18 protein-coding genes and 2 pseudogenes are annotated in these 22,048 nt (G+C 63.5%); 14 read left to right on the top strand and 6 right to left on the bottom strand.

Going from position 1 to position 22,048, the window contains the following annotated elements; translation table 11 throughout:
• Position 1: 1 nt before the first annotated feature.
• The 3 genes from bioA to bioB all read right to left on the bottom strand — a co-directional run bounded on the left by bioA (position 2) and on the right by bioB (position 2,585).
• Complete coding sequence (bioA, locus tag AB4Y77_RS16705; protein WP_442014689.1) at positions 2-1,327, bottom strand: adenosylmethionine--8-amino-7-oxononanoate transaminase; 1,326 nt, start codon at positions 1,325-1,327, stop codon at positions 2-4.
• Positions 1,324-1,431 carry a biotin synthase auxiliary protein BsaP gene (gene bsaP, locus AB4Y77_RS16700; RefSeq protein WP_442014754.1) on the bottom strand — a complete coding sequence of 36 codons (108 nt, stop codon included), beginning with the start codon at positions 1,429-1,431 and terminating at the stop codon, positions 1,324-1,326. Before bsaP ends, bioA begins: the two co-directional genes overlap by 4 nt.
• A 107-nt stretch (positions 1,432-1,538) precedes the next feature.
• The gene (gene bioB / locus AB4Y77_RS16695) at positions 1,539-2,585 is read right to left on the bottom strand and encodes a biotin synthase BioB (RefSeq protein ID WP_311211851.1); all 1,047 of its coding nucleotides are present in this window, start codon (positions 2,583-2,585) and stop codon (positions 1,539-1,541) included.
• A 194-nt stretch (positions 2,586-2,779) separates the two neighbouring features.
• Here bioB and AB4Y77_RS16690 point away from each other — a divergent pair, with 194 nt between their 5' ends.
• The gene (locus AB4Y77_RS16690) at positions 2,780-4,528 is read left to right on the top strand and encodes a purine-cytosine permease family protein (RefSeq protein ID WP_442014688.1); all 1,749 of its coding nucleotides are present in this window, start codon (positions 2,780-2,782) and stop codon (positions 4,526-4,528) included.
• A 154-nt stretch (positions 4,529-4,682) separates the two neighbouring features.
• Here the strand turns inward: AB4Y77_RS16690 and AB4Y77_RS16685 are convergent, their stop codons facing one another.
• On the bottom strand, positions 4,683-4,868 hold the full coding sequence (locus tag AB4Y77_RS16685; protein ID WP_018777112.1) for a CsbD family protein: 186 nt from the start codon (positions 4,866-4,868) through the stop codon (positions 4,683-4,685).
• Positions 4,869-5,118: 250 nt separating this feature from the next.
• Here AB4Y77_RS16685 and AB4Y77_RS16680 point away from each other — a divergent pair.
• Positions 5,119-5,345, top strand: a pseudogene (locus tag AB4Y77_RS16680) (SDR family NAD(P)-dependent oxidoreductase); the annotation flags it as partial.
• Between the two features lie 28 nt (positions 5,346-5,373).
• Here AB4Y77_RS16680 and AB4Y77_RS16675 read toward each other — a convergent pair.
• Entirely contained in the window at positions 5,374-6,549 is a 1,176-nt protein-coding gene (locus AB4Y77_RS16675) for a zinc-dependent alcohol dehydrogenase (RefSeq protein WP_442014687.1), read from the bottom strand.
• A gap of 424 nt (positions 6,550-6,973) precedes the next feature.
• Here AB4Y77_RS16675 and AB4Y77_RS16670 point away from each other — a divergent pair, with 424 nt between their 5' ends.
• The 11 genes and pseudogenes from AB4Y77_RS16670 to AB4Y77_RS16620 all read left to right on the top strand — a co-directional run.
• Complete coding sequence (locus AB4Y77_RS16670) at positions 6,974-7,519, top strand: hypothetical protein (protein WP_311211855.1); 546 nt, start codon at positions 6,974-6,976, stop codon at positions 7,517-7,519.
• A 26-nt stretch (positions 7,520-7,545) separates the two neighbouring features.
• Positions 7,546-8,163: an SIS domain-containing protein gene (locus tag AB4Y77_RS16665; RefSeq protein ID WP_442014686.1), complete on the top strand. Its 618-nt coding sequence runs from the start codon at positions 7,546-7,548 to the stop codon at positions 8,161-8,163.
• Positions 8,164-8,272: 109 nt separating this feature from the next.
• Complete coding sequence (locus tag AB4Y77_RS16660; RefSeq protein WP_442014685.1) at positions 8,273-9,343, top strand: alkene reductase; 1,071 nt, start codon at positions 8,273-8,275, stop codon at positions 9,341-9,343.
• A 177-nt stretch (positions 9,344-9,520) separates the two neighbouring features.
• Positions 9,521-10,219 (top strand): GntR family transcriptional regulator, encoded by a 699-nt coding sequence (locus tag AB4Y77_RS16655; RefSeq protein ID WP_442014684.1) that lies wholly within the window; start codon positions 9,521-9,523, stop codon positions 10,217-10,219.
• Positions 10,220-10,530: 311 nt separating this feature from the next.
• On the top strand, positions 10,531-11,532 hold the full coding sequence (locus tag AB4Y77_RS16650; protein WP_442014683.1) for a sugar phosphate isomerase/epimerase family protein: 1,002 nt from the start codon (positions 10,531-10,533) through the stop codon (positions 11,530-11,532).
• A gap of 4 nt (positions 11,533-11,536) precedes the next feature.
• Positions 11,537-13,297, top strand: coding sequence for a dihydroxyacetone kinase subunit DhaL (gene dhaL, locus AB4Y77_RS16645; RefSeq protein WP_442014682.1), 1,761 nt, complete (start codon positions 11,537-11,539; stop codon positions 13,295-13,297).
• Positions 13,294-13,776 carry a ribose-5-phosphate isomerase gene (locus tag AB4Y77_RS16640; RefSeq protein ID WP_442014681.1) on the top strand — a complete coding sequence of 161 codons (483 nt, stop codon included), beginning with the start codon at positions 13,294-13,296 and terminating at the stop codon, positions 13,774-13,776. The genes dhaL and AB4Y77_RS16640 overlap by 4 nt, the downstream gene beginning before the upstream one ends.
• Before the next feature lie 2 nt (positions 13,777-13,778).
• Positions 13,779-14,768: a 3-hydroxyacyl-CoA dehydrogenase family protein gene (locus AB4Y77_RS16635; protein ID WP_442014680.1), complete on the top strand. Its 990-nt coding sequence runs from the start codon at positions 13,779-13,781 to the stop codon at positions 14,766-14,768.
• A 21-nt stretch (positions 14,769-14,789) separates the two neighbouring features.
• Entirely contained in the window at positions 14,790-15,554 is a 765-nt protein-coding gene (locus tag AB4Y77_RS16630) for an SDR family NAD(P)-dependent oxidoreductase (RefSeq protein ID WP_311211863.1), read from the top strand.
• 171 nt (positions 15,555-15,725) lie between these two features.
• On the top strand, positions 15,726-17,075 hold the full coding sequence (locus tag AB4Y77_RS16625; RefSeq protein ID WP_442014679.1) for an MFS transporter: 1,350 nt from the start codon (positions 15,726-15,728) through the stop codon (positions 17,073-17,075).
• Between the two features lie 9 nt (positions 17,076-17,084).
• Positions 17,085-17,909: pseudogene (locus AB4Y77_RS16620) on the top strand (triose-phosphate isomerase family protein); the annotation flags it as partial.
• Here the strand turns inward: AB4Y77_RS16620 and AB4Y77_RS16615 are convergent.
• Positions 17,902-21,477: a TM0106 family RecB-like putative nuclease gene (locus AB4Y77_RS16615; RefSeq protein ID WP_442014678.1), complete on the bottom strand. Its 3,576-nt coding sequence runs from the start codon at positions 21,475-21,477 to the stop codon at positions 17,902-17,904. The pseudogene AB4Y77_RS16620 and the gene AB4Y77_RS16615 sit on opposite strands and share 8 nt — an antisense overlap.
• A gap of 111 nt (positions 21,478-21,588) precedes the next feature.
• Here AB4Y77_RS16615 and AB4Y77_RS16610 point away from each other — a divergent pair, with 111 nt between their 5' ends.
• Complete coding sequence (locus AB4Y77_RS16610) at positions 21,589-22,041, top strand: nucleoside deaminase (protein WP_311211866.1); 453 nt, start codon at positions 21,589-21,591, stop codon at positions 22,039-22,041.
• Positions 22,042-22,048 lie beyond the last annotated feature (7 nt).

Below are 22,048 nucleotides of genomic sequence, written 5' to 3'. Positions count from 1 at the left end.
CTCATGCGAGCACCGCCTGAGTGGTCGCTTCTTTGATGGCCGCCACCATGCCGGAGGTCATCACGCCTACGTCCTCGGCGGAACTGATGTAGGGCGGCATCGCGTAGACCAGGTTCCGGAACGGGCGAACCCACACGCCATGCTCGACCGCGGCGCGCGTCACTGCGGTGACGTCCACCGCGTCCCTCAACTCGATGACGCCCACGGCGCCGAAGGTGCGGACGTCCGCAACGGCGTCGAGCATTGACGCCGGTGCCAGTCCCTCAGCAAGCCCGGTTCCAATGCGTTCCACATCCTCGCGCCAGGCCCCGGTGGCCAGGATCCCCAGGCTGGCGATGGCCGCGGCGCACGCCAGGGGATTGGCCATGAAGGTGGGACCGTGCAGGAGTGCCCCGGCGCGTCCGGAAGATACCGCCTTGGCAACGTCGCCGGTACACAGCGTCGCAGCCAAGGTGAGGTAGCCGCCGGTGAGCGCTTTGCCGACGCACATGATGTCCGGGACAACCCCGGCGTGGTCCGCGGCGAAGAGTTCACCGGTTCGCCCGAAACCCGTGGCGATCTCGTCCAGGATCAGCAGCAATCCGTAATGATCCGCGATGGTGCGCAGGATCCGAACGCACTCGGCCGGATAGGTGAACATGCCGCCGGCGCCTTGGAGCAGGGGTTCGACGATGATCGCGGCCAGTTCGTCCGAGTGCTGCGACGCCAGGCGCTCCACGTCAGCCTGCCAGTCTGCGATACCCGCCGGCGTGGCCGTTGCGGCCGCTGGCGGACGGGGAGCGAAGACGTTGGCGGCCAGCAACCCCGGGAACGAGGAATGCATGCCGTCCACGGGATCGCACACACCCATGGCAGCGAACGTGTCCCCGTGATAGCCGCCGCGGATGGTCAGGAAACGCTGGCGCTTGGGGCGGCCGGTCGCGGTCTGGAACTGCACGGCCAGTTTCAAGGCGACCTCCACGGAAATGGATCCGGAGTCGGCCAGGAACACCCGTTCCAAGCGCCGCCCCGGTTCGCCCGGCACCATGGACAGCAGGCTTTCCGCGAGCTCCACGGCAGGTTGGTGCGTGAGTCCGCCGAACATCACGTGGCTGAAACTGGTGAGCTGGCGCTGGACGGCGGCATCCATGATGGGATTGCGATAGCCGTGGATCACCGACCACCACGATGACATCGCATCAAGCACCTCATGCGTTCGGCCCTGTTCGTCGCGCAGCCGCAGCGCCACGCCGTCGGCCGCTTCCACCTCCCACAGCGGCAGCGTCGGGGAGGCAGGAGCATACGGGTGCCACAAGCTTGCACGGTCGCGCTCGATCAGCGAGCTCATGACGCCAGCCTTCCGTGCCTGGAACACTCCGCGGTCCACCCCAACGGCGTCACCTGGACCTTCATGCGGCGTCGGCATTGCGGACAAAAGCGCGGTGGCTCCATCGCCAGGCGCTGTTGGCAGCTACGGTGGGCGTCCGACGTCGGGCTGTCACCACTGCCCTCGCCCCCACCGCCGCAGTGGCCGCAGTACTGCTGGCCTATTGCGGTGGTCACAGCGACTTCTGGAATTCCTTGATGGGCATGTTCAGCTCCACCAGCAGGTTCAGGTCGGCATTGGCGGGGCGGCCCAGGGTGGTCAGGTAGTTGCCCACGATGACCGCGTTGATTCCGCCGAGCAGGCCCTCGCGGGTGCCGAGGTCGCCCAGGGTCAGTTCGCGGCCGCCTGCATAGCGGAGCACGGTGCGGGGCATAGCGAGCCGGAACGCTGCGATGGCGCGGAGGGCGTCCTTGCCGTCCATGATTCCTTGGTTTTCCAAGGGCGTTCCGGGGCGGGGGTTCAGGAAGTTGAGCGGGACTTCGTGCGGTTCAAGGGCGGCGAGTTGGGCTGCGAGTTCAGCCCGCTGGGCCACCGACTCGCCCATGCCGATCAGCGCGCCGCAGCATAATTCCATGCCGGCGGCCTTGACCATGGCGCAGGTTTCCAGCCGTTCCTCGTAGCTGTGGGTGGTGACGACCTCGGGGAAGTAGCTGCGCGCGGTTTCCAGGTTGTGGTTGTAGCGGTGGACGCCCCACTCGGCCAGTTGGTCCACTTGCCGCTGCGTGAGCATGCCCAGCGAGCAGGCGATGTTGATGTCCACGGCTTCATTGATGCGGTCGATCGCGAATTTGATCTGGTTCATGAGCTTGATGTCAGGCCCGCGGACGGCTGCGACGATGCAGAATTCCGTGGCCCCCGTGGCGGCGGTTTCCTTGGCCGCTTTGACCAGCTCCGGGATGTCCAGCCAGACGCCGCGGACGGGGGAGTCGAACAGGCCGGACTGGCTGCAGAAATGACAGTCCTCGGGGCAGCCGCCGGTCTTGATGGAGATGATGCCCTCCACTTCCACGTCCTCGCCGCAGTGCTTGAGGCGGACCTCGTGGGCCAGTTGCAGGGCTGCGGGGATGGCTTCGTCCGGTAGCTCCAGGATCTCGATGAGCTGGGCTTCGCTCAGTCCCTCGCCGCGTTCGAGGACCTGCTCGCGGGCAGTGTCCAGGATGGGGTGGGTTGCCCGGGTTTCATGGGCTGCTTCGGTTTCATGGGGTGCGTGGGTGGTCATGTCCTTGACGGTATCCGCGCTGGTGAAGGGCGATTTTGTGGGGTGCGTACAAACGGAGGTGGTTGATTTTGGAGTTGCCCGCGCGGGGCGGCTGATGCAGAAGTTACAGCTGCGAAACATGGATGTGACTGAATTGACGCGCTGCGTGACTAGCGTCGGGGGCGAGGCAAAGTCCACGACGAAAGCGACCACGAATGATCGACGACAAGACGAGTACCGCCACCCTGGAGCCGACGACGGCGGCAGGCACCGCCGTCGGGATCGGCGCCGCTGGTGCGCCGGCGGCGGGCAACGGAACTGCGACGGCAGGCAACGCCGACGCCATGAGCGCGGCGAAGGAGAGCCTGGAGGATTACACGCTCCGGTTCGCACCGCGGTCCTACCGGAAGTGGAGTGCGGGTGTGGTGGCCACCAGCGCGCTGGGCGGCATCGCGTACCTGGCCGACTTCTCCATCGGCGCGAACATCGGCATCGCCTACGGAACCGTGAACGCCATCTTCGGCATCATCGTGGCCGCGGTGATCATCTTCGCCACGGGGTTCCCGTTGGCCTACTACGCAGCCCGGTACAACATCGATTTGGACTTGATCACCCGCGGCTCGGGCTTTGGCTACTACGGCTCGGTGGTCACCAACATCATCTTTGCCACGTTTACCTTCATCTTCTTCGCTCTTGAAGGCTCCATCATGGCCCAAGGGCTGCAGTTGGGTCTCGGCATCCCACAATGGATCGGCTACGCCGTGTCCACCATCATCATCATTCCGTTGGTGATCTACGGGATGAAGACGCTGGCCACGTTGCAGGTGTGGACCACACCACTGTGGCTGTTGCTTATGGTGGTTCCCGTGGGCTATCTGCTCCTGTCCCACCCGGAGAGCATCGACGCCTTCTTCGCTTTCACGGGCGCTTCCGGCGATGGTGGTCCCAACCTGGCTTCGGTGATGCTGGCCGCCGGTGTCTGCCTGTCCCTGATGGCGCAGATCGCTGAGCAGATCGACTACCTTCGCTTCATGCCGCCCAAAACCGCAGAAAACAAGGGTGCCTGGTGGCGGGCCGTGATCCTGGCCGGACCGGGTTGGGTGATCTTCGGTGCCATCAAGCAGATCATCGGCCTGTTCATTGCCATCTACCTCATCGCCAAGCTCGACCCCGCAGCAGCATCTTCAGCCAACGAGCCGGTCCACCAGTTCCTGGGCGTCTACGAAGAAATGATGCCGGCATGGCTCGCCATGACCCTGGCCGTGGTGCTGGTGGTCATTTCCCAGATCAAAATCAACGTCACCAACGCCTACTCCGGTTCGCTCGCGTGGACCAACTCGTTCACCCGCATCACCAAGAGCTACCCGGGACGCATGGTGTTCGTGGTGGTCAACCTGGTCATCGCGTTGATCCTGATGGAGTCGAACATGTTCGAGTTCCTCAACACCATCCTGGGCTTCTACGCCAACTGCGCCATGGCCTGGGTGGTCACTGTGGCCTCCGACATCGCCATCAACAAGTACCTGCTGAAGATCTCGCCCAAGGTTCCGGAGTTCCGCCGCGGCATGCTCTACGCTGTGAACCCCGTGGGCTTCGTGTCCATGCTGGTCTCCGCCGGCGTATCCATCGCGGTGTTCTTCGGGGCGTTCGGCGCAACTGTCCAGCCGTTCTCGCCCATCTTCGCCGTGGGCCTGGCGCTGGTGTTGCCGCCAGTCCTGGCCCTGGCCACCAAGGGCCGGTACTATCTGCGGCGCACCGACGACGGCATCGACCTCCCCATGTTCGACGCCGATGGCAACCCCAGCGATGCCAAGCTGCTTTGCCACGTCACCGGCCTGGAGTTCGAGCGTCCGGACATGCTCCGGTCCGGTCAGGACGGGCCCGACGGCGAACCCCAGTACATCTCGTCCCTCGCCCTGTCCACGGATAAGTCGGGCGAGTTGGTGCTCCCGGCCCAAAAGTAACCCCTCCCAACCCAACTGAGTAGCAGTTAAGCGCGTTTTGAGCCGTCTAAACGCGCTTAACTGCGACTTACTTGGGTACACGCAAAACGCCCCGGCTTCCCATGGAGGAGCCGGGGCGTTCTGCTGTGTGTTCAGTTCTGTGGTGCTATGCGGCTTACTTGTCGAAGGCGTCCTTCGCGGCGTCCTTGACGTTCTCGCCTGCCTGCTTGGTCTTGGCTGCCGCCTGATCCGCGACACCCTCGGCCTGCAGTTTCTCGTTATTGGTGGCGTCACCCAAGGCTTCCTTCGCCTTGCCAGTGACTTCCTGTGCCTTGTTGCTGATCTTGTCTCCGAGTCCCATAGGCCCTCCTTCGATGTAATCCAACGCTGACAATCGCTAGGCTATCGAGCAATTCTGAGTACTTCCTGAACGGCCCCCTCAGATAGTCAGGATGCTTACACTGAGAGCATGGCTGAGGAGATCCGCAACGAACAAACGGAGAAAACAGACCTTGACGAGGACATTGCCATGGCCCTGGTCAACAACGTGGTCTCCACGTCCTACGATCCTTGCTTTCGCCCGCGAAGGTGCCGATGTCGCGTTCACCTACCTCAGTACCGAGCAGTTCGACAGGACCTTAAAACCAACGTCTACGCCCTGTTCTGGCTCACCAAGGCAGCCCTCCCGCATCTGCAGCCCGGTGCCGCCATTATCAACACCTCGTCCATCCAGGGGTACCACCCCAGCCCATCCCTAATGGACTATGCGGCCACCAAAGCAGCCATCAACAGCATGACTTTCTCCTTGGCGGAATCGCTGGGGCCCAAGGGCATCAGGGCCTGACCCTCCGGGTTTCACCCGGCGCTCAGGGCTTGAGGACCACCTTGATGCACCCGTCCTGCTTCTTCTGGAACTTCTCGTAGAGGGCCGGAGCCTCGTCGAGCGAGCCGGTGTGGGTGACCAAATGCATGACTCCCAGCGGATCGGCGTCGTCCTCTACCAAGGGGAGCAGGGTGTCAGTCCAGCTGCGCACATTGCATTGGCCCATGCGGAGTTGGATTTGCTTGTCGAACATGGTCATCAAGGGCATGGGGTCGGCCTGGCCACCGTAGACGCCGCTCAGTGAAATCGTGCCACCGCGGCGCACCATATCCACGGCTGTATGGAGCGCAGCAAGCCGATCGACGCTCATGGTTTCCATGGCAACCTGCGCCGGCTTGTCCGGAAGCAGGGAGACCGCCCGGTGAAGGAACGATGCCACGGGGGAACCGTGCGCTTCCATGCCCACCGCGTCCACCACTCCGTCCGGACCACGGCCCAGGGTCTCCTCCCGGACCTTCCCGGCGACGTCCGAGCTGTAGTCCATGGTTTCCACGCCGTGCTGTTCGGCCATGGCGCGACGCTCGGGAACAGGGTCGACCCCGATCACCCGGAAGCCCTTGTGGATGCCGATCCTTGCAGCAAACTGGCCAACGGGGCCAAGCCCGAGGACGGCAAGGGTGCCGCCCTCGGGGACGTTGGCATACTCCACCCCCTGCCAGGCTGTGGGCAGGATGTCGGAGAGGAAAAGGTAGCGTTCGTCGGGGGCATCCGAATCAACCTTGACCGGTCCGTAGTCTGCGAACGGAACGCGCAAATACTGCGCCTGCCCGCCGGGCACGGACCCATACAGTTCGGAATAGCCAAAGAGTGCTGCCCCTGATCCCTTGGCTGTGACCTGGGTGGTCTCACATTGCGATTGAAGGCCCTGGTTGCACATGTAGCAATGCCCGCAGGAGATATTGAACGGCACCACCACACGGTCGCCCTTCTTGAGCCGGTGAACCCCGGACCCGACTTCTTCGACAATTCCCATCGGCTCATGGCCAATCACATCGCCTTTGTGCATGTACGGTCCAAGGACTTCATAGAGGTGAAGGTCCGAGCCGCAAATGGCTGTGGACGTGATGCGGACAATTGCATCCGTGGGTTCCTGGATGGACGGATCGGGGACGTCCTGGACACTCAATGAGCGCCGGCCTTGCCATGTCACTGCTTTCACGATTGGATCTCCCTGCGTTTGGGCTGGGTGGGTCCCGCCCTGCTGGAGACCCTTCCAGCGAAGCAGAGAAGGAACGGGTGCACAAGGTTCAGCCAGCAAATCCATAAGGAATCTGACCATTGGTGTTAACATGGTGGCCAAGGGAGAGAGTTTCGGGCAGAGATGACCGAGGAGTGTCCGCAGTGCCGACCATGAAAAAGCCTCTGGTTCCAAGCGACGCAAACCGCTCTCGCGCCCACCATCCTTCGTTCCACGACGCCGCAGCAGTCCTCAACCGGAACGGCCGCTGCGGCTTCCGGATGGAGCTGCCGGCCTGAGAGCCAATCGTTTCGAGGTCCGCCAATCTGGGTACACCTCGACTAGAAAGCACAGCGTGGGCCACGAGCGGCGCCCCTGAAGCCCGCTCATCAGGGAGGTAATCCAAATGGATACAGGACAACTGGTACTGATTATCGTGCTGGCCGTTGTAGTGATCGCCGTTGTCATCGTGGCGGTAGTCATCGGCCGCCGGAAAAAGGCAGAAGTCAACCGCCACCGGGCCGAGGAACTGCGGGAGAAAGCAGCCGAAGAGGCCATCGGCGCGCATCAAGCAAAGGCCGAGTCCGCGCAAGCCGAGGCCGCCGCGCTCCAGGCGGAAGTCGAGGCAAACCGGCTCCGTAAAGATGCGGAACAGCATGCCGCGAAGGCCAACGAAGCCAAAGAGCGGATCGACGAAAACCTGCGCCGTGCCGACAAGCTGGACCCCAACGTCCGGGATGAGCGGGACCGCACGAACGACCACAACCGCACGGCCGACGACAACAACCCTGCCACGCGGGATCGCGCCGATGAACGCTCCACCGTCGCGGACCGCGCGACTGACCGGGACCGTTCCGCGCACGACGACGGTGAGCGCCTGACGCGCGACCGTAGCGGACGTGACGGCTCACCTCGTGAGGGCTCACCTCGTGATGGTGACAGGAATTCATAGTTTCAACGGAGAAACGGAGGCAGGAAGTGAGCATCGTTGAGAGACGAACAGGTCAGGCGGTGCGCTCGGCTGAGTCGAAAGCGAGCCGACACGCAGTAGACGTCGTTCTTGGGCATTTGGGCGAGATTGGGCCGGCCGTGGCGGCCCTTCGCCGGGAGTCCTCCAGGCTTGCCGAATGGGGCGAGGAATTGGCACGCGTCCGGCGTCGCGGGGGTAGTGTGTTCGCAGCCGGCAGCGATGGATCAGCGCATGAGGCACAGAGATTCGCCTCCGAGCTGGCCGCCCACGACCCCGGGGACGGCGCCACTTTCAAGGCCATCTCGATCTCAAAGAACGCAGGCGCGGAGGGTGCCGGCAGCATCAGCGCCCAAATCTCGCAGCAGGTACGCAGCGGCGACATCGTGGTCCTGCTCGCAGCGAAAGGCATCACCGACGATCTCCGTGATGCAGCCGCCGCAGCAAAATCCAAGGGCGCGCGGGTGTGGGCACTGACGGGAAGGGACTCCAGAGACCTCGCCCAGTCGGTCAACGAAGCCATTTGCGTCAACACGGACCCAGCCCACGCTGAAGAAGCACATCTTGTGGCCGTGTTGGCTCTCTGCGAGTGTTTCGATGACGCGCTGAGGCAGGTCGAGAAGGGGTAGCGCACCACCTTCCAATCGCGCGACGTGTGATCTGCGCCTCCTTCGGAATAGTTGCAGACGCCATGCAGTTGCTCAGAATGAACCTGATTCATTCTGAAAGGAACTGCGCATGCTGTTTTCCCCACTGGCCCTCGGCGAGCTTGAACTTTCCAACCGACTGGTGATGGCGCCCCTGACGCGCCTCCGTGCGGGCCAGAATGGCGTGCCGGGTCCGTTGATCGCCGAGCACTACCGCCAGCGGGCTTCCCTGGGCCTGATCGTCAGCGAAGGAACTTATCCGGTTCCGGCCGGGCAGTCCTACCCGGGACAGCCAGGGCTCGTCACGGAGGAGCAGATCGGCGGCTGGAAGACAGTCACCGACACCGTTCACGCTGAAGGTGGCCGGATTTTCGCGCAGGTCATGCATGGAGGCCGCGTTTCCCACGCCGACATCACTGGTGGCCACGAGATCGTGGGCCCCAGCGCTGTTGCCATCGAAGGTGATGTCCGCACCCCCAACGGCAAGCAGCCGTACCCGGTGCCGCGTGAGCTCCGCACCGACGAACTTCCGGGTGTCATTCAGGAGATCGTCACCGCCTCGAAGAACGCCATCGAGGCAGGCTTCGACGGCGTTGAACTCCACTCCGCCAACGGTTACCTGCTGCACGAATTCCTGGCCCCCAACTCCAACGTCCGCACCGACAGCTACGGCGGCTCCCCGGAGAACCGGGCGCGTTTCGTGATCGAGACTGTCAACGCCGTGGTGGAGGCTCTGGGTGCCAACCGTGTGGGCATCCGCATTTCCCCCGAGCACAACGTGCAGGGCATCGCAGAAACCGATGCGGCAGACGTACGGGCAACCTACGAGGTCTTGGTGGACACCATCGCCCCCCTCAACCTGGCCTACCTGAGCATCCTGCACCACGACCCCAAGAGTGCTTTGGTCCAGGACCTCCGGGAGCGCTTCAACGGAACGTTCCTGGTGAACACCGGCTTCAGCGAAATCACTACCCGCGACGAAGCCTTCGCGATCATCGAAGGTGGCCTCGCCGACGCCGTGGTTGTCGGACGCCCCGCTATTGCCAACCCGGACCTCGCCCGTCGCTGGCGCGAAAGCCTGCCGCTCAACGAGCCGGATGCTTCCACTTTCTACGCCGAAGGCGCCGAGGGCTACACGGACTACCCGTTCTACGCCAATTAAGATTCCCGCGCGCTGACCGCGTAAAGCACCTCAGCAAGACCACGACGTCGGCACCCACGCCCGGGTGCCGACGTCGTGGTTTAACGTGTGGTCGCCCAAGCGGCTGGGGCAGTGGGGGAGGTATGTGACAGCTGCGCTTACACGGCCAGCCGCGAGCTTTCCTATAGGATTTGTGGCATGCCTGATCCTTCCCCGGCCGTTGCCCGCGCTGGCTTCCCCGTCAGCCGCCAAGTGTTGGCCGACCACGTCTACGAAGCCCTCCTTGAGTGGCTCATGGACGGCCGTTTGGAACCGGGGGCGGCAGTGAGCATCGACGGGATGGCTCGTGAACTGGACGTCTCGCCGACTCCCGTGCGGGAGGCCCTTGCCCGGTTGGAGCACACCGGAATGGTCCGGCGGGTGGCGCTGAAAGGCTACAGGGTAGCCCCCGTATTCACCCGCGAAGACTTCGCGGAACTGATGGAAGCCAGACTCTCCATTGAACCCGTCAATGCAAAACTGGCGTGTTCCCGCATGACGGCGGAGGGGTTGGATGCCCTGAGGCAGGCCGTGGAGGATCTGAAGACGGCGCCCCGGGGCGGGACTTTTGCCGAGTACCGCAGCTACCTGGAAGCCGACGAACGTTTCCACCAACTCATCGCTGCGCAGGCGAACAACCAGTTCCTGCTCGCGGCGTACAACACCCTGGGCGGCCAGATCCAGCGGTTCCGGCTGTTCGGGGGAGTGGGCATCACCGACGCCGAGCAGGCCATCGCAGAGCACCAGGCCGTGCTGGACGCCATGACCAGCGGTGATCCGGAGAAAGCCGCGGACATGATGATCGACCACGTCGAAAAGGTCCGGGGCCGGGCCATGGCTGACGCACCGGAAGACTAGGCCCAACGTTCCGTCCCGGCTCGCACCCGTTTCCGCCGTGCGCGCCCGTTCGTGGTTGATGGCCCACCCTTTTGCGCCGAATGCACCAGTGGTTACGGGTGCATTCGGCGGTAGGGGTAGCGACAGTTCGGAGGGCGCCCGCCCACCCCACTGGACGTTCACCGTTCCCAGGAGCTGAGCACACCCAAGTGACTCTCTTCACAGCTAAATGTATGACATATAGGATCTAGGAAGTTTCCCAAAAAGGGTTGACAGCATTGCTTGATTCGTAAATCCTATAGGAAACAGGATTCCACGAAGGAGTGATCATCATGGCGTACACCGCCGAGAATTGGCCCATCACCGCGGCCCTCCTGCAGTTCCCCGGCATTGACGCCAAGGGGCAGCAGGTCAACGATGCCGACGCTTCCGTGTGGGCTTCGGTCCTCCAGGAAGTGAAGGACGCAGGTTTTGCGAACGCTGACCTGACCGACAGCTGGGTTCGCCCGGGCGACCTCAGCAAGGACCGCCTCACCGAATTCAAGCAGACCGCTGACGAGGTGGGCATTGGGGTTCCCGTCATCTCCGCTATCCGCCGCAGCGTCATCCACGCAACGGACTGGGCAGACAACCTCGCCTACAGCCACCGCACCATCGATGCCGCTGCCGAGCTTGGCTGTGAAGTGGTGTCCTTTGGGCTTCACCAGGCCATCACGCCGGAGCAGCAGGAACAGCTGTGGTTCTGGACCGTGGAGGGTTACAAAGATCCCGTGGGTGACAAGGAAGTGTGGGGCAACGCCGTCTCCCGTCTTCGCGAGCTCGGCAAGCACGCGGCAGAGGCCGGCGTGCTGATCTCGCTGGAAATGTACGAGGACACCTACCTCGGAACTGCTGACTCCTCCGTTCAGCTGGTCCAGGACATCGGCTTGGACAACGTCGGCCTAAACCCGGACCTCGGCAACCTGATCCGCCTGCACCGGCCCATCGAGGACTGGCGCGAGATGGTGGCCAAGACCCTGCCGTACTCCAATTACTGGCACATGAAGAACTACATCCGGGACGAGGATGTAGCCCGCGACAGCTACATCACCATGCCMGCCCCGATGGAGAGCGGCCTCATCAACTACCGCGAGGCCTTCAAGTTCGCGCTGTCCGTCGGATTCCAGGGCATCCTCTGCACTGAGCACTACGGCGGCGATGGTCTCAGCGTCACTGCCAGCAACCAGGAATACCTCCGCCGCCACGTCCTGCCGAAGACCGCAGGCTATGAACTCGGCAAGAGCCAGGTGGCCCAAGGTCGCCAGGTACCGGCTACGCAGCTCGCAGGAGTCTAGGAAGATGACCCGGATTTTTGATAACCCGGCAGACTTTGCTGATGACGCGTTGGACGGATTTGTAGCTGCCAACCGCGGGTACGTTGCCCGCGTTGACGGTGGCGTGGTCCGCTCCACCGAAGTCCCGGCCGGTCAGGTCGCTATGGTGGTCGGCGGCGGCTCGGGACACTACCCGGCGTTCGCTGGACTCGTCGGGCCCGGGCTTGCCACTGGTTCGGCGTGCGGCAACATGTTCGCTTCTCCGGCGGCCGGCCAGGTGTACCGCGTTGCAAAGGCTGCCAACGCCGGCGGTGGAGTCCTGCTCAGCTACGGCAACTACGCCGGCGATGTCCTGCACTTCGGCCAGGCGCAGCTCCGCCTCAACGCAGAGGGCATCGAAACGCGGACGGTCACCGTCACTGACGACATCGCCAGTGCGCCGATCGAGCAACTAGAGAAGCGTCGGGGCATTGCCGGCGACCTCACCGTCTTCAAGATCGCCGGCGCTGCCGCCGAAGCGGGACTGGACCTTGACGGCGTCGAGCGCTTGGCCATCAAGACCAACTATCGGACCCGTTCCCTGGGCGTGGCTTTTGACGGTTGCACGCTTCCCGGCGCCAAGGATCCGCTGTTCCACGTGCCTGCCGGGCAGATGTCGCTGGGTCTCGGTATCCATGGCGAGCCCGGCATTTCCGAGCACACCATGCCCACAGCATCCGAGCTGGCCGAACTTCTCGTTTCGAAGCTTCTCAACGACAAGCCCGAGGACGCCGGGGACCGTGTGGTGGTAATCGTCAACGGCCTCGGAACGGTGAAGTACGACGAACTCTTCCTGCTGTTCGGCAAGGTGGAAAAGCTGCTCGCGGCCGCGGGACTCACCGTTGTTGAACCCGAGTGCGGCGAGCTGGTGACCAGCCTGGACATGTCCGGACTGTCGCTGACGCTGCTGTGGCTCGACGAAGAACTTGAACAGTTCTGGGCCGCACCCGCGGACACTCCGGCGTTCCGCAAGGGCAGCATGTCGCCCCGCACACCCCGTGCTGCCATCACAGCCGACGACGCCGGAACCGCCGACGTCGAACAGCCCACCGCTGCTGCAGCTGACCTCGGGCAGCTGGCCGTCGCCGTGCTCGCCCAGGTGAGGGACGTCGTCGTCGAGCATGAAGATGAACTCGGCAAGCTGGACGCGATCGCCGGCGATGGCGACCACGGCATCGGTATGCGGCGCGGCGTGGACGCAGCGGCGGCGGCAGGCGAAGCCGCCGCGGGTTCCTCTGTTGCAAACATCCTGACCGCAGCCGGCGAGGCCTGGAGCGAACGTGCTGGCGGAACCTCGGGAGCCCTGTGGGGATCAGCGGTCATCGCCGCCGGGTTGTCGCTCGGGAACCGCGAAACGTACACATCCGAGGATGCGGGCGCCGCTGTGAGGGCTTTCGTCCGCGCCATCACCGAACTCGGCAAGGCCGAGCTTGGGGACAAGACCATGGTGGACGCGCTCCTGCCCTTCCGTGACGCCTTTCTGACAGAGCTCGACGGCGGGGCTCCCGTTGACCGGGCGCTGGCAGTTGCCGCTGCGGCTGCCGAGTCCGCTGCCGCCAAGACGGCGGATTTGCGCCCGCTCAAGGGCCGGGCACGCCCTCTCGCGGAAAAGAGCCTCGGCCATCCCGATCCGGGGGCGGTCTCCTTCGGGCTGATCACCTCGAGGATCTCGCAATTCATCGATTCACAACTGGCCACGGCTGCCCCCACGGGCCAGCGGTCGGCCGGGAACGGAGCCCAAGCATGAGCAACACCGAAGGCTGGCGCATCGTCGTTGGCAATGACGAAGCCGGAGTCGAATACAAGCAGGCACTCCTGGCTTTGCTGGAAGCGGATCACCGCGTGGCAACAGTGACGGACGTCGGCGTTGGTTTCAACGACTCCACCGCGTACCCGCACGTCGCCGTTGATGCCGCCCGCAAAGTGGCCGAGGGAGACGCCGACCGCGCACTGTTGATCTGCGGTACGGGCCTTGGTGTGGCCATCGCGGCCAACAAGGTCCCCGGAATCCGCGCGGTCACGGCCCACGACAGCTACTCAGTGGAGCGCTCGGTGCTGAGCAACAACGCACAGGTCCTCACGCTCGGCCAGCGGGTGATTGGCTTGGAACTGGCCAAAAAGCTCGTAGGGGAGTGGCTGGGCCACCGCTTCGACCACACCTCATCCTCCGCCGCCAAGGTGGACGCCATTTGCTCGTACGAGCCCGACTACACGAAGGCAGTCTGATCATGACCACACCGGAAGCAACCGAAGCGACAGCCAACAACGCAGCCCGGAAGATCGCCGTCGTCGGCTCCGGCTACATGGGTGGCGGCATTGCCCAGGTACTGGCGCTGGGCGGGGCGCGTGTTGCGCTGGCCGATGTCTCCGCCGAGATCGCGCAGAAGAACTACGACCGCCTGCTGGAGGAGTCGGAACAGTTCATCGCCGATGGCCTCTTCCCCGCAGGGTCCACGGAGATTCTCAAGCAAAACCTGTGGGCCGCCAAGGACATAGAAGAAGCCGTAGCGGACGCCGATTTCATTGAGGAGTGCGTTCCCGAGGTACTGGAGATCAAGCACCAAACCCTCGCCCGCATCAGTGCCGCTGCCCGCCCGGACGCCCTGATCGGTTCCAACACCTCCACGATTTCCATTGGCGCACTGGCAGAAGCGGTCACCAACCCGGAGCGGTTCCTGGGCGTGCACTTCTCCAACCCGTCCCCGTTCATTCCCGGCGTAGAGATCATCCCTCACGCCGGCACGGATGCCGCAACGGTTGCCGCGTCCCGCGAGCTGGTCCACGCTGCCGGTAAGCAGACCGCCGTCGTCAAGGACGTCACCGGCTTCGTGCTGAACCGTCTGCAGTACGCGCTGTTCCACGAAGCCGCACAGCTGGTGGAGCAGGGAATCGCAACAGCGGACGACGTCGACACACTGGTGCGTACGACGTTCGGCTTCCGCTTGCCCTTCTTCGGTCCGTTCGCCATTGCGGATATGGCCGGTTTGGACGTTTACAACTTCTGCTACAAGTCGCTGCAGACCGGCTTCCCGGAACGCTTCGCGACGCCGAAGATCCTCTCGGACCTGGTGGACGCAGGCAAGCTGGGCACCAAGACCGGTGCAGGCTTCCTCAACGTTCCCGCCGAGCGCACTCCGGAACTCATCGCCTATCGCAACAAGGCCTACGTGGCCATGCAGAAGCTCATTGAAGAGCTCGGCCCGGCCCCCATCAACTAAGACCTTTCAGGAGAAGACCACATGACTTTCCCCGCAGAACGCACAGCAATCGTCACCGGCGCCGTTTCCGAGCGCGGCATCGGCCGGGCCACCGTCAACTACCTGGCCGCGCAGGGCTGGAACATCGGCATTATTGATCTCGATGACGCAGCTTGCAAGATCGCAGCCAAAGAAATCGCCGCCGAGTACGGCGTTCAGGCCCACGGCGTCGGCGCCAACGTCGCCAGTGAAGCCGAGGTCCGCGCAGCCATTGACGAGCTGGAAAACGAACTGCCGCAGATCGTGGCGCTGGCCAACGTTGCCGGTGTGAGCTCGCCTGTTGGCTACTTGGAACTGGAACCCGCTGAGTGGGACCGGGTCCTGAACATCAACCTCAACGGCGTCCACTACGCCACCCGCCGCGTGGCCGAGTCCATGGTCAAGAACCGCATCGGCCGGATCGTGAACATCTCCTCGGTCTCCGCCCAGCGCGGTGGCGGCACCTTCTCGAAAACCCCGTACTCCGTGGCCAAGGCCGGCGTCATTGGCCTGACCCGTGCTACCGCCCGTGAACTCGGCGGGTACGACATCACCGTCAACGCCATTTCTCCCGGCCCCATCGACACCGACATCATGGGCGGCACGCTGAGCCAGGAACGCAAGGACGAGCTCACCAAGGACCTGGTAGTGAACCGTGTGGGCTCCACCCGGGACATCGCCGCCGCCATCGCCTTCCTCATCAGCGAAGACTCCGGATACATCTCCGGCCAAACGCTGAATGTGGATGGCGGACTGTACATGCACTAGGGGCCTCCATGAAGACCTGGACACGAGAACGCAAGATCTACCTGGCCGTGGGCGTCCTCGCCTGCGCCGTGGGCATGGTGCTCATTTTCTTCCCGCGCTGATCGCGGCTGACCGCGCCAGTGTGCGGCTGACCGCACTCGTCATTTTCCTGTCACTCAAAGAGGAGTTTCAATGTCTGTTGCCACCAATTCCACGAAGGAGTTGCTGGATACGCCGGTCCTCAAATCGGCCATTTCCAAGGCGTCCCGGCGGCTCATGCCAATGCTCGTCATCCTGTACGTGGTGGCCTTCCTGGATCGCACCAACGTTGGCTTCGCTGAAGCCGCGTTGGAAGTGGACCGGGGCATCACCGCCGGTGCGTATGCATTGGGTGCCGGTATTTTCTTCATCGGCTACGCCCTGTTCGAGATTCCCAGCAACCTGCTGCTCACCAAGTTTGGTGCCAAGGTGTGGCTGGCCCGCATCGCCATCACGTGGGGCATCGTCTCTGCGTGCTTCGCCTTCGTCCAGGGTGAAACGTCCTTCATCATTCTCAGGTTCCTGCTGGGCGTCACCGAAGCCGGCCTGTTCCCCGGCGTCATCATGTTCCTGGCGGCCTGGTTCCCCAACAAGGTTCGCGTGAAGATGTTCGCCATCTTCTACCTGGCCCAGCCGTTCTCCCAGATGATGGGTGCACCCCTGTCCGGCTGGCTCATCAACATCGGCGACCAGGTTCCGGGCGTTGCCGGCTGGCAGGTGATGTTCTTCGTTGAGGGCATGCTCGCCGTCCTGGCCGGTATTGCCGCCTACTTCTTCCTCATCAACAGTCCCCAGGACGCCAAGTTCCTGACCAAGGAAGAGAAACGGGCCCTGTCCGATGTCATGGCGCTCGAGGACACGGTGAAAGAGGAAACCGGCCCTCGTGGCGTTCTCGCTTCCATGCGCAACGGCCGTGTCTGGTACTTCACCGTCATCTACTTCTGCCTGCAAGTGGCCGTCTACGGCGTGACGTTCTACCTGCCACAACAGGTGGCGCAGCTGACCGGACAAAAGGTGGGCATCGCCGTCGGACTCCTCGCGGCCATCCCGTGGTTCTTCGGCATCTTCGCCTGCTACTTCATCGGCAAGGCAGCCAACACCGTGGCGCGTCGCCGTCGCTGGGGCACAGCATTGTTCATCTCCACGGGCCTTTGCATCTTTGGTTCCGCGTGGGCCGGTGCCAACCAGATGCCGGCCCTGGGCATCATCTTCATCACCCTTGCGGTGTGCAGCTTCCTGTCCACCGGCCCCATTTGCTGGTCATATCCGACGGCGTTCCTCACCGGAACTGCCGCGGCCGCCGGTATCGGCCTGATCAACTCCCTCGGAAACCTGGGTGGGTTCGTGGCGCCGATCCTGCGGACCACGGTCAACGAGGTCACGGCGTCGGACACCGGAACCATGGGTGTCTATGCCTTGGGTGTCCTGCCATTCCTGGCCGCGCTGCTGATGTTCGGCACCAAGCGTTTCAGCAACAAGGCCGACGAACTGCTGGAGAAATAGAGCGTGAACCTGCCTGCTTTCCCTTCTGCTGCGGACCCTGCCACGGACACCGCGCTGGACACTGTGTTCATCGGCGTCAGCACCAAGATGTACATGGGCTATGCGCAGAGCTTGGCGTGGCTGGCGCAATTGGTGGCAGAAGTAGACGCCCGTCCGGCCCTCGCGGCCGGGCGGGTGGTCCCGTTCGTGATCCCGTCGCATCCGGTGTTGCCCGCGGCAGCGGGTTTGCTTGAGGGCTCGCCACTGGTCTTAGGGGCCCAGAACTGCGGCTGGGCTGAGGGGCCATGGACGGGTGAGGTGTCACCGTCCATGCTCGCTGAGCTCGGAGTGGGCTTCGTGGAAATCGGTCACGCTGAGCGGCGACGCTACTTTGCCGAGGACGGGGCGATGATCGCGCTCAAGGTCAGTGCCGCCGTCGATGCCGGGCTGACTCCGCTGCTCTGTGTGGGAGAGTCCGAGATTCTGGAACCTGAAGCAGCGGCGGACACGGTGTTCGGGCAGATCAAAGCCGCAGTGTCCGGCGACTGGTCGCTGGCCTCGAAACTTGTGATCGCCTACGAGCCCGTCTGGGCGATCGGCGCTCCTGAACCTGCCTCAGCGGCATATGTTTCGCGGGTAGTCGGTACCTTGCGGGAGTCGCTGGCCCGGCACGGGTTGGCCAGGTTGCCCATCATTTATGGCGGGTCGGCGAAACCCGGCTTGTTGCCGCAGCTGGATGGGGTTTCCGGGCTGTTTCTTGGCCGCTTCGCGCACGACGCCAGCAACTTCGGCCGGGTCCTGGACGAAGCCTTAAGTTTTTGTACAGCAGATGCCCTTAAGACGCCTTCTAAAGGGCATGAGGTGTACGAAAACTCCGCTGGCAGAGAGCCACGAAGCCGCCGAGGTTTTCCAGGCCTTCCGGATGGGTCGGCAGGTAATTGGTCAGTTCAGGCGAACGCACGACGACGGCACGCCACTGACCGCGCGACACCGCCACGTTGATCCGGTTGCGGGACAGCAGGAATTCCATGCCGCGGGGTACTTCTCCGGCGGCCGATGCGGCCATGGAGACAATGACCACCGGGGCTTCCTGGCCTTGGAACTTGTCCACGGTACCTACCCGCACTTTCCCGAGGCCGGCAGATCGGAGTTCATGTTTGATGAGCTGGACCTGGGCGTTATAGGCCGCGACCACCAGGATGTCGGTTTCCTCAAGGGGACGGCGTTCGGGAGAGTCCGAAGGGTCCAGCCATTTCAAGCCCAGATGAGCCTGGACTTGCCGGACCACCTCAACAGCTTCTTCGGGCGAGGCAGTGGAGTTGGCGGTGTGCGTAACGTACACACAGGAAATTCCGGGGCCCGCCCCTTCGAGTTCACGCATGGTTGCAGCAGGAGCAGCCTCGAGCCGGTTGTCGTAGGACAGTTCTGACACTGCGCTGCACAGTGCCGGGTGCATGCGCCATGACAACGCCAGGAAGTAGCCAAGGTGGGACGGCAAGGTGTTGTAGCCATCCGACAGCCAACCCAAGGCTGATTCATCAACGGGTTCGGGGTGCTTGCCTTGGGTGACCTGGGGAAGTTGCTGTGGGTCACCGAGGAGCAGGAGCCGTTTGGCGGCCCGGCTGACAGCCATGGTGTTGGCGAGCGAGAACTGTCCCGCTTCGTCGATGACCAGGAGATCGAGCGACCCGGCGGGGACTTCCTTACCCACCATGGTCCACGCCGTGCCGCCGATCAGGGCGCCACCCGGCTTGGACAAGAGCTCTTCCACGTCGCCTTTGGCACAGTTGGTCCACGGCACGGGATCGTTGTGCTTGACGTCCTTGGCCACCAGGCGGGGATCGATACCTGCCTTCTCCACCGCCGCGCAGAGCATGTTCTCAACTACAGCGTGGGATTGCGCCACGACGCCGACCTTCCACCCGTCGGCCACCAGCCTGGCCAGCACGTGGGCACCCACATGGGTCTTGCCGCTGCCGGGAGGACCCTGAACGGCCAGATAGGAATGGTCCAGGTCCTTGACCGCCGCTGTGATGGCATCGATGTAGCCATCGGGGCCGGAGGAAACTGCTGGAAGGTTGGCCAGGGTACCCAGCCTCGGCGGCTGCCGGAGGACCAGGTCCAAGGCCGGATCCTTGGGCCAGGAGGGTAACGCCGCGCGGAGCTTGGTGGCCAACGCGGCCAACGCAGCCCTTTGCCCGGTCGTCTGAATCGGGCTGTCCGGGGTCAGTGCCATGGGGGTCTGGACGAACTCGGTTGAGTCTTTGCGAAGCTTCTCGACGATGGTGACGGACTCGAAGTCCCCCTCTTCGCCGACTCCGATGACCTCGGTCCCGCCCCACCCCGCACGGCCCAGCACAGTGGATTCCTTGGCAGCCAGGGCATCCGGCAACGGAGTCCCGTACATTCTGAAGTACTTCCTGCCCGGATCCAATCCCGCGCCATCACCGGAGCGGCCAAGCAGTTTCACGATCCGGGCAGGGTTGCTGCGAGGTGTTGGTTTCGCCCAGTCCTGCAGCAACTCCGCGTGGTCCACCACGAATTGGTCGCGGGACTCGTCCCAATGTGAAGTTGGCTTTTCCAAGCGGTCGAAGTGCTCCCACCAATGCTGTTTATCCTCACGGCGGTGGTACCCGACTCCGGCAGCGACGATGCTGATGGCCCGGGAATCCGGCGTTGTCTGTTCTTCCAAGGGCAGACCAGCCACGTAGTCGAACAGCGCTTTCTCTTCGGGCGGGGCCTCGTACTTCTCCGGCTCGGTGTCTGACTGTGGGTGCTCCTCCACAGGGCCGCCGGGGACGATGGAGCGCTCCGCGGCCCGGGCAAGCAGCCAGTTGCGCAGCTCCAGCGTCGACAAGCAGTCGTACTCGTTGTAGTCCCTGATCCCTTCGAGAATGGCCGTAGCCTGCGCGCGATCCCCGTTGTCGCGTGCCGTGCAGTAGTCCGCGTAGGCCACCACGGAAGCTCCGGCGTCGGTGACATCCCCGGAACGCAAATGCTGGCCCATGTACAGCGGTTCAAGTTTCTTGATGCTGTAGGAGTTCTCGGAGACACGGAGGCTGTGCCGGACGGTGTCAAAGAGGTCCACCAGGACACCTTGGCGCAGGAGGTCGTCGACGGCGGTTTCGCCCACCACATGCGTCAGGGACAGGTTCCGCAGCGCCGTCTTTTCGTAGGAAGCGTAGTGATAAATGTGCATCCCGGGATAGATGGCCCGGCGCTGGGCCACGTAGTCCAGGAAGTCCACAAATGCTTGCCCTTCCTCAGCGCGTGAATGCGCCCAGAAAGGCCGGAACACAGGTTCCGTCCCGGGCTCCACGGGGTTCTCGATGACGCCGAAGAGGTACTCCAGTCCCCACTTTCCCGTGGCGGGGTCCTGCCAAAGGGGATCGCCCTCGAAATCGAAGAAGATATCGCCCGGGTCCGGTACGGGAAGCCTGCCGAGGGTGTTGTCCGGCAGCACGTTGTAACTGATGGCTTTGGTTTCTCCGGACTTGTCCGAGTACGTGACGGTGCCGTCAGGGTTGCCGGTACCCGTCTGCAGTTGGGCCTGCTCGCGGAGCCTGAGCAGCGTGGAGTCGCCGACCGCTGGCAGGGCGGCGAGGTGGTCGATGGTGGTGACCCCGGACTCGATGAGTTTCTTGCGGCGGCTGATGCGCATGCCCGCGACCATGAGGAGATCGCGGTGCAGCTGGACCTGTTCGGCGCAATAGTCGCAGCGGCCGCAGGCTGAGTACCGGGAGTCACCCCATTCCACCGGACCGGGCTCCGAGGCATGCGCAGATGTCATGCCAAGGAAGCGTTCACGCCGTTCCGTGAAAACAGGGAGGATCTGCGAGAGGGGGTGGTCGCTGTGGACCCTGTTGCCCAGCACCAGGGTGACGGTGGGGTCCGGCCTGATTCCGGCTTTGAGCAGTTGGTCTCCATACGCCGCGAGCTGCAGGAGGGCTGTGACCTTGGCATGGCGGGCGAGCTTGGTATCGAACACCGCATAAAGCCCCCCGGGCTGCTTCACCAGGAAGTCGGAACGCCCGTGGAATTGGCCGTCGAAGAACGCGGCCTGAAACACCACATCCGCTCCGGAACGCAGGGCCTCGATGGATTCCGCGTGCTTGGCCGAAAGGGTTGCGCGGTCCATCGCCGTGGCGGGGACGACGTCGTAAACGCCCCTGCCGGTGGCCGCATCCCAGTGCCCGAACCTGTCAACGAACTCATCCAGCACCCGATGCTCGTGGACATCGCCTAGGGCAGCGGTACGTTCCAACATGGCGTCTGCCGCGAAGTCCGGCTTGGGCGAACGGCCAAGTTTTTCGTCGAGTTTGCGGAGCAGCTGGTACTCGCAGGTTGCTGCAATGACGAGGTCGCTGGCAGAGAAGACCAGGTCCCGCGGGGCGCCCGCCATCTGCGGATCGAGAAAGAACACAGCGACCCACCTTCCTTCCACGCCGGTTGAAATCCTTGTAGCCAAGCTATCAGCGGGCACCGACAAAATAACTTCCGGCAAGATAGCGTCCGGCCACTCTAGACTGCACCCATGACCGATACAGCCCCCAGCGTGGACCCAGCCTTCGAAGCCGCCTACCAGGCAGCACAAAAGAGCCTCAGCGAGGGCGGCATTCCCATTGGGGCCGCCTTGGCCCGCAACGGCGTGGTGGTCGCCAGCGGACATAACGAACGTGTCCAGCACGGCGACCCGATTGCGCACGGCGAGATGTCCGCGCTCCGGGCGGCCGGACGACAAAAGACCTATCGCGACACCACGCTCTACACCACACTGGCGCCTTGCGCGATGTGCACGGGAACCATCATCCAATTCAAGATCCCGCGGGTTGTGGTGGGCGAAGCCGAGACCTTCCCCGGCGAATTCGACCTCCTGCGCTCACGTGGCGTTGAGGTGGTGGTCCTGGACGATCCCCGTTGCGTGGACATGATGCGCACGTTCCAGGAAGAGCACCCTGAGCTGTGGGCAGAGGACATCGCGGAATAGCCGCTGG

Source organism: Paenarthrobacter sp. YAF11_1 (assembly GCF_052113445.1).
Classification (GTDB): Bacteria; Actinomycetota; Actinomycetes; order Actinomycetales; family Micrococcaceae; genus Arthrobacter.
The sequence above is the reverse complement of the archived record's forward strand: the minus strand, read 5'-3'. Positions and strand labels throughout refer to the sequence as shown.

What these genes read in the sequence shown, in the direction of transcription:
- AB4Y77_RS16655 (WP_442014684.1), top strand. Translation starts at nt 9,521, where the DNA reads ATGCCTGATCCTTCCCCGGCCGTTGCCCGCGCTGGCTTCCCCGTCAGC.
- AB4Y77_RS16630 (WP_311211863.1), top strand. Translation starts at nt 14,790, where the DNA reads ATGACTTTCCCCGCAGAACGCACAGCAATCGTCACCGGCGCCGTTTCC.
- AB4Y77_RS16660 (WP_442014685.1), top strand. Translation starts at nt 8,273, where the DNA reads ATGCTGTTTTCCCCACTGGCCCTCGGCGAGCTTGAACTTTCCAACCGA.
- AB4Y77_RS16685 (WP_018777112.1), bottom strand. Translation starts at nt 4,868, where the DNA reads ATGGGACTCGGAGACAAGATCAGCAACAAGGCACAGGAAGTCACTGGC.
- AB4Y77_RS16690 (WP_442014688.1), top strand. Translation starts at nt 2,780, where the DNA reads ATGATCGACGACAAGACGAGTACCGCCACCCTGGAGCCGACGACGGCG.
- bioB (WP_311211851.1), bottom strand. Translation starts at nt 2,585, where the DNA reads ATGACCACCCACGCACCCCATGAAACCGAAGCAGCCCATGAAACCCGG.
- bioA (WP_442014689.1), bottom strand. Translation starts at nt 1,327, where the DNA reads ATGAGCTCGCTGATCGAGCGCGACCGTGCAAGCTTGTGGCACCCGTAT.
- bsaP (WP_442014754.1), bottom strand. Translation starts at nt 1,431, where the DNA reads ATGGAGCCACCGCGCTTTTGTCCGCAATGCCGACGCCGCATGAAGGTC.
- AB4Y77_RS16625 (WP_442014679.1), top strand. Translation starts at nt 15,726, where the DNA reads ATGTCTGTTGCCACCAATTCCACGAAGGAGTTGCTGGATACGCCGGTC.
- AB4Y77_RS16635 (WP_442014680.1), top strand. Translation starts at nt 13,779, where the DNA reads ATGACCACACCGGAAGCAACCGAAGCGACAGCCAACAACGCAGCCCGG.
- AB4Y77_RS16640 (WP_442014681.1), top strand. Translation starts at nt 13,294, where the DNA reads ATGAGCAACACCGAAGGCTGGCGCATCGTCGTTGGCAATGACGAAGCC.
- AB4Y77_RS16610 (WP_311211866.1), top strand. Translation starts at nt 21,589, where the DNA reads ATGACCGATACAGCCCCCAGCGTGGACCCAGCCTTCGAAGCCGCCTAC.
- AB4Y77_RS16670 (WP_311211855.1), top strand. Translation starts at nt 6,974, where the DNA reads ATGGATACAGGACAACTGGTACTGATTATCGTGCTGGCCGTTGTAGTG.
- dhaL (WP_442014682.1), top strand. Translation starts at nt 11,537, where the DNA reads ATGACCCGGATTTTTGATAACCCGGCAGACTTTGCTGATGACGCGTTG.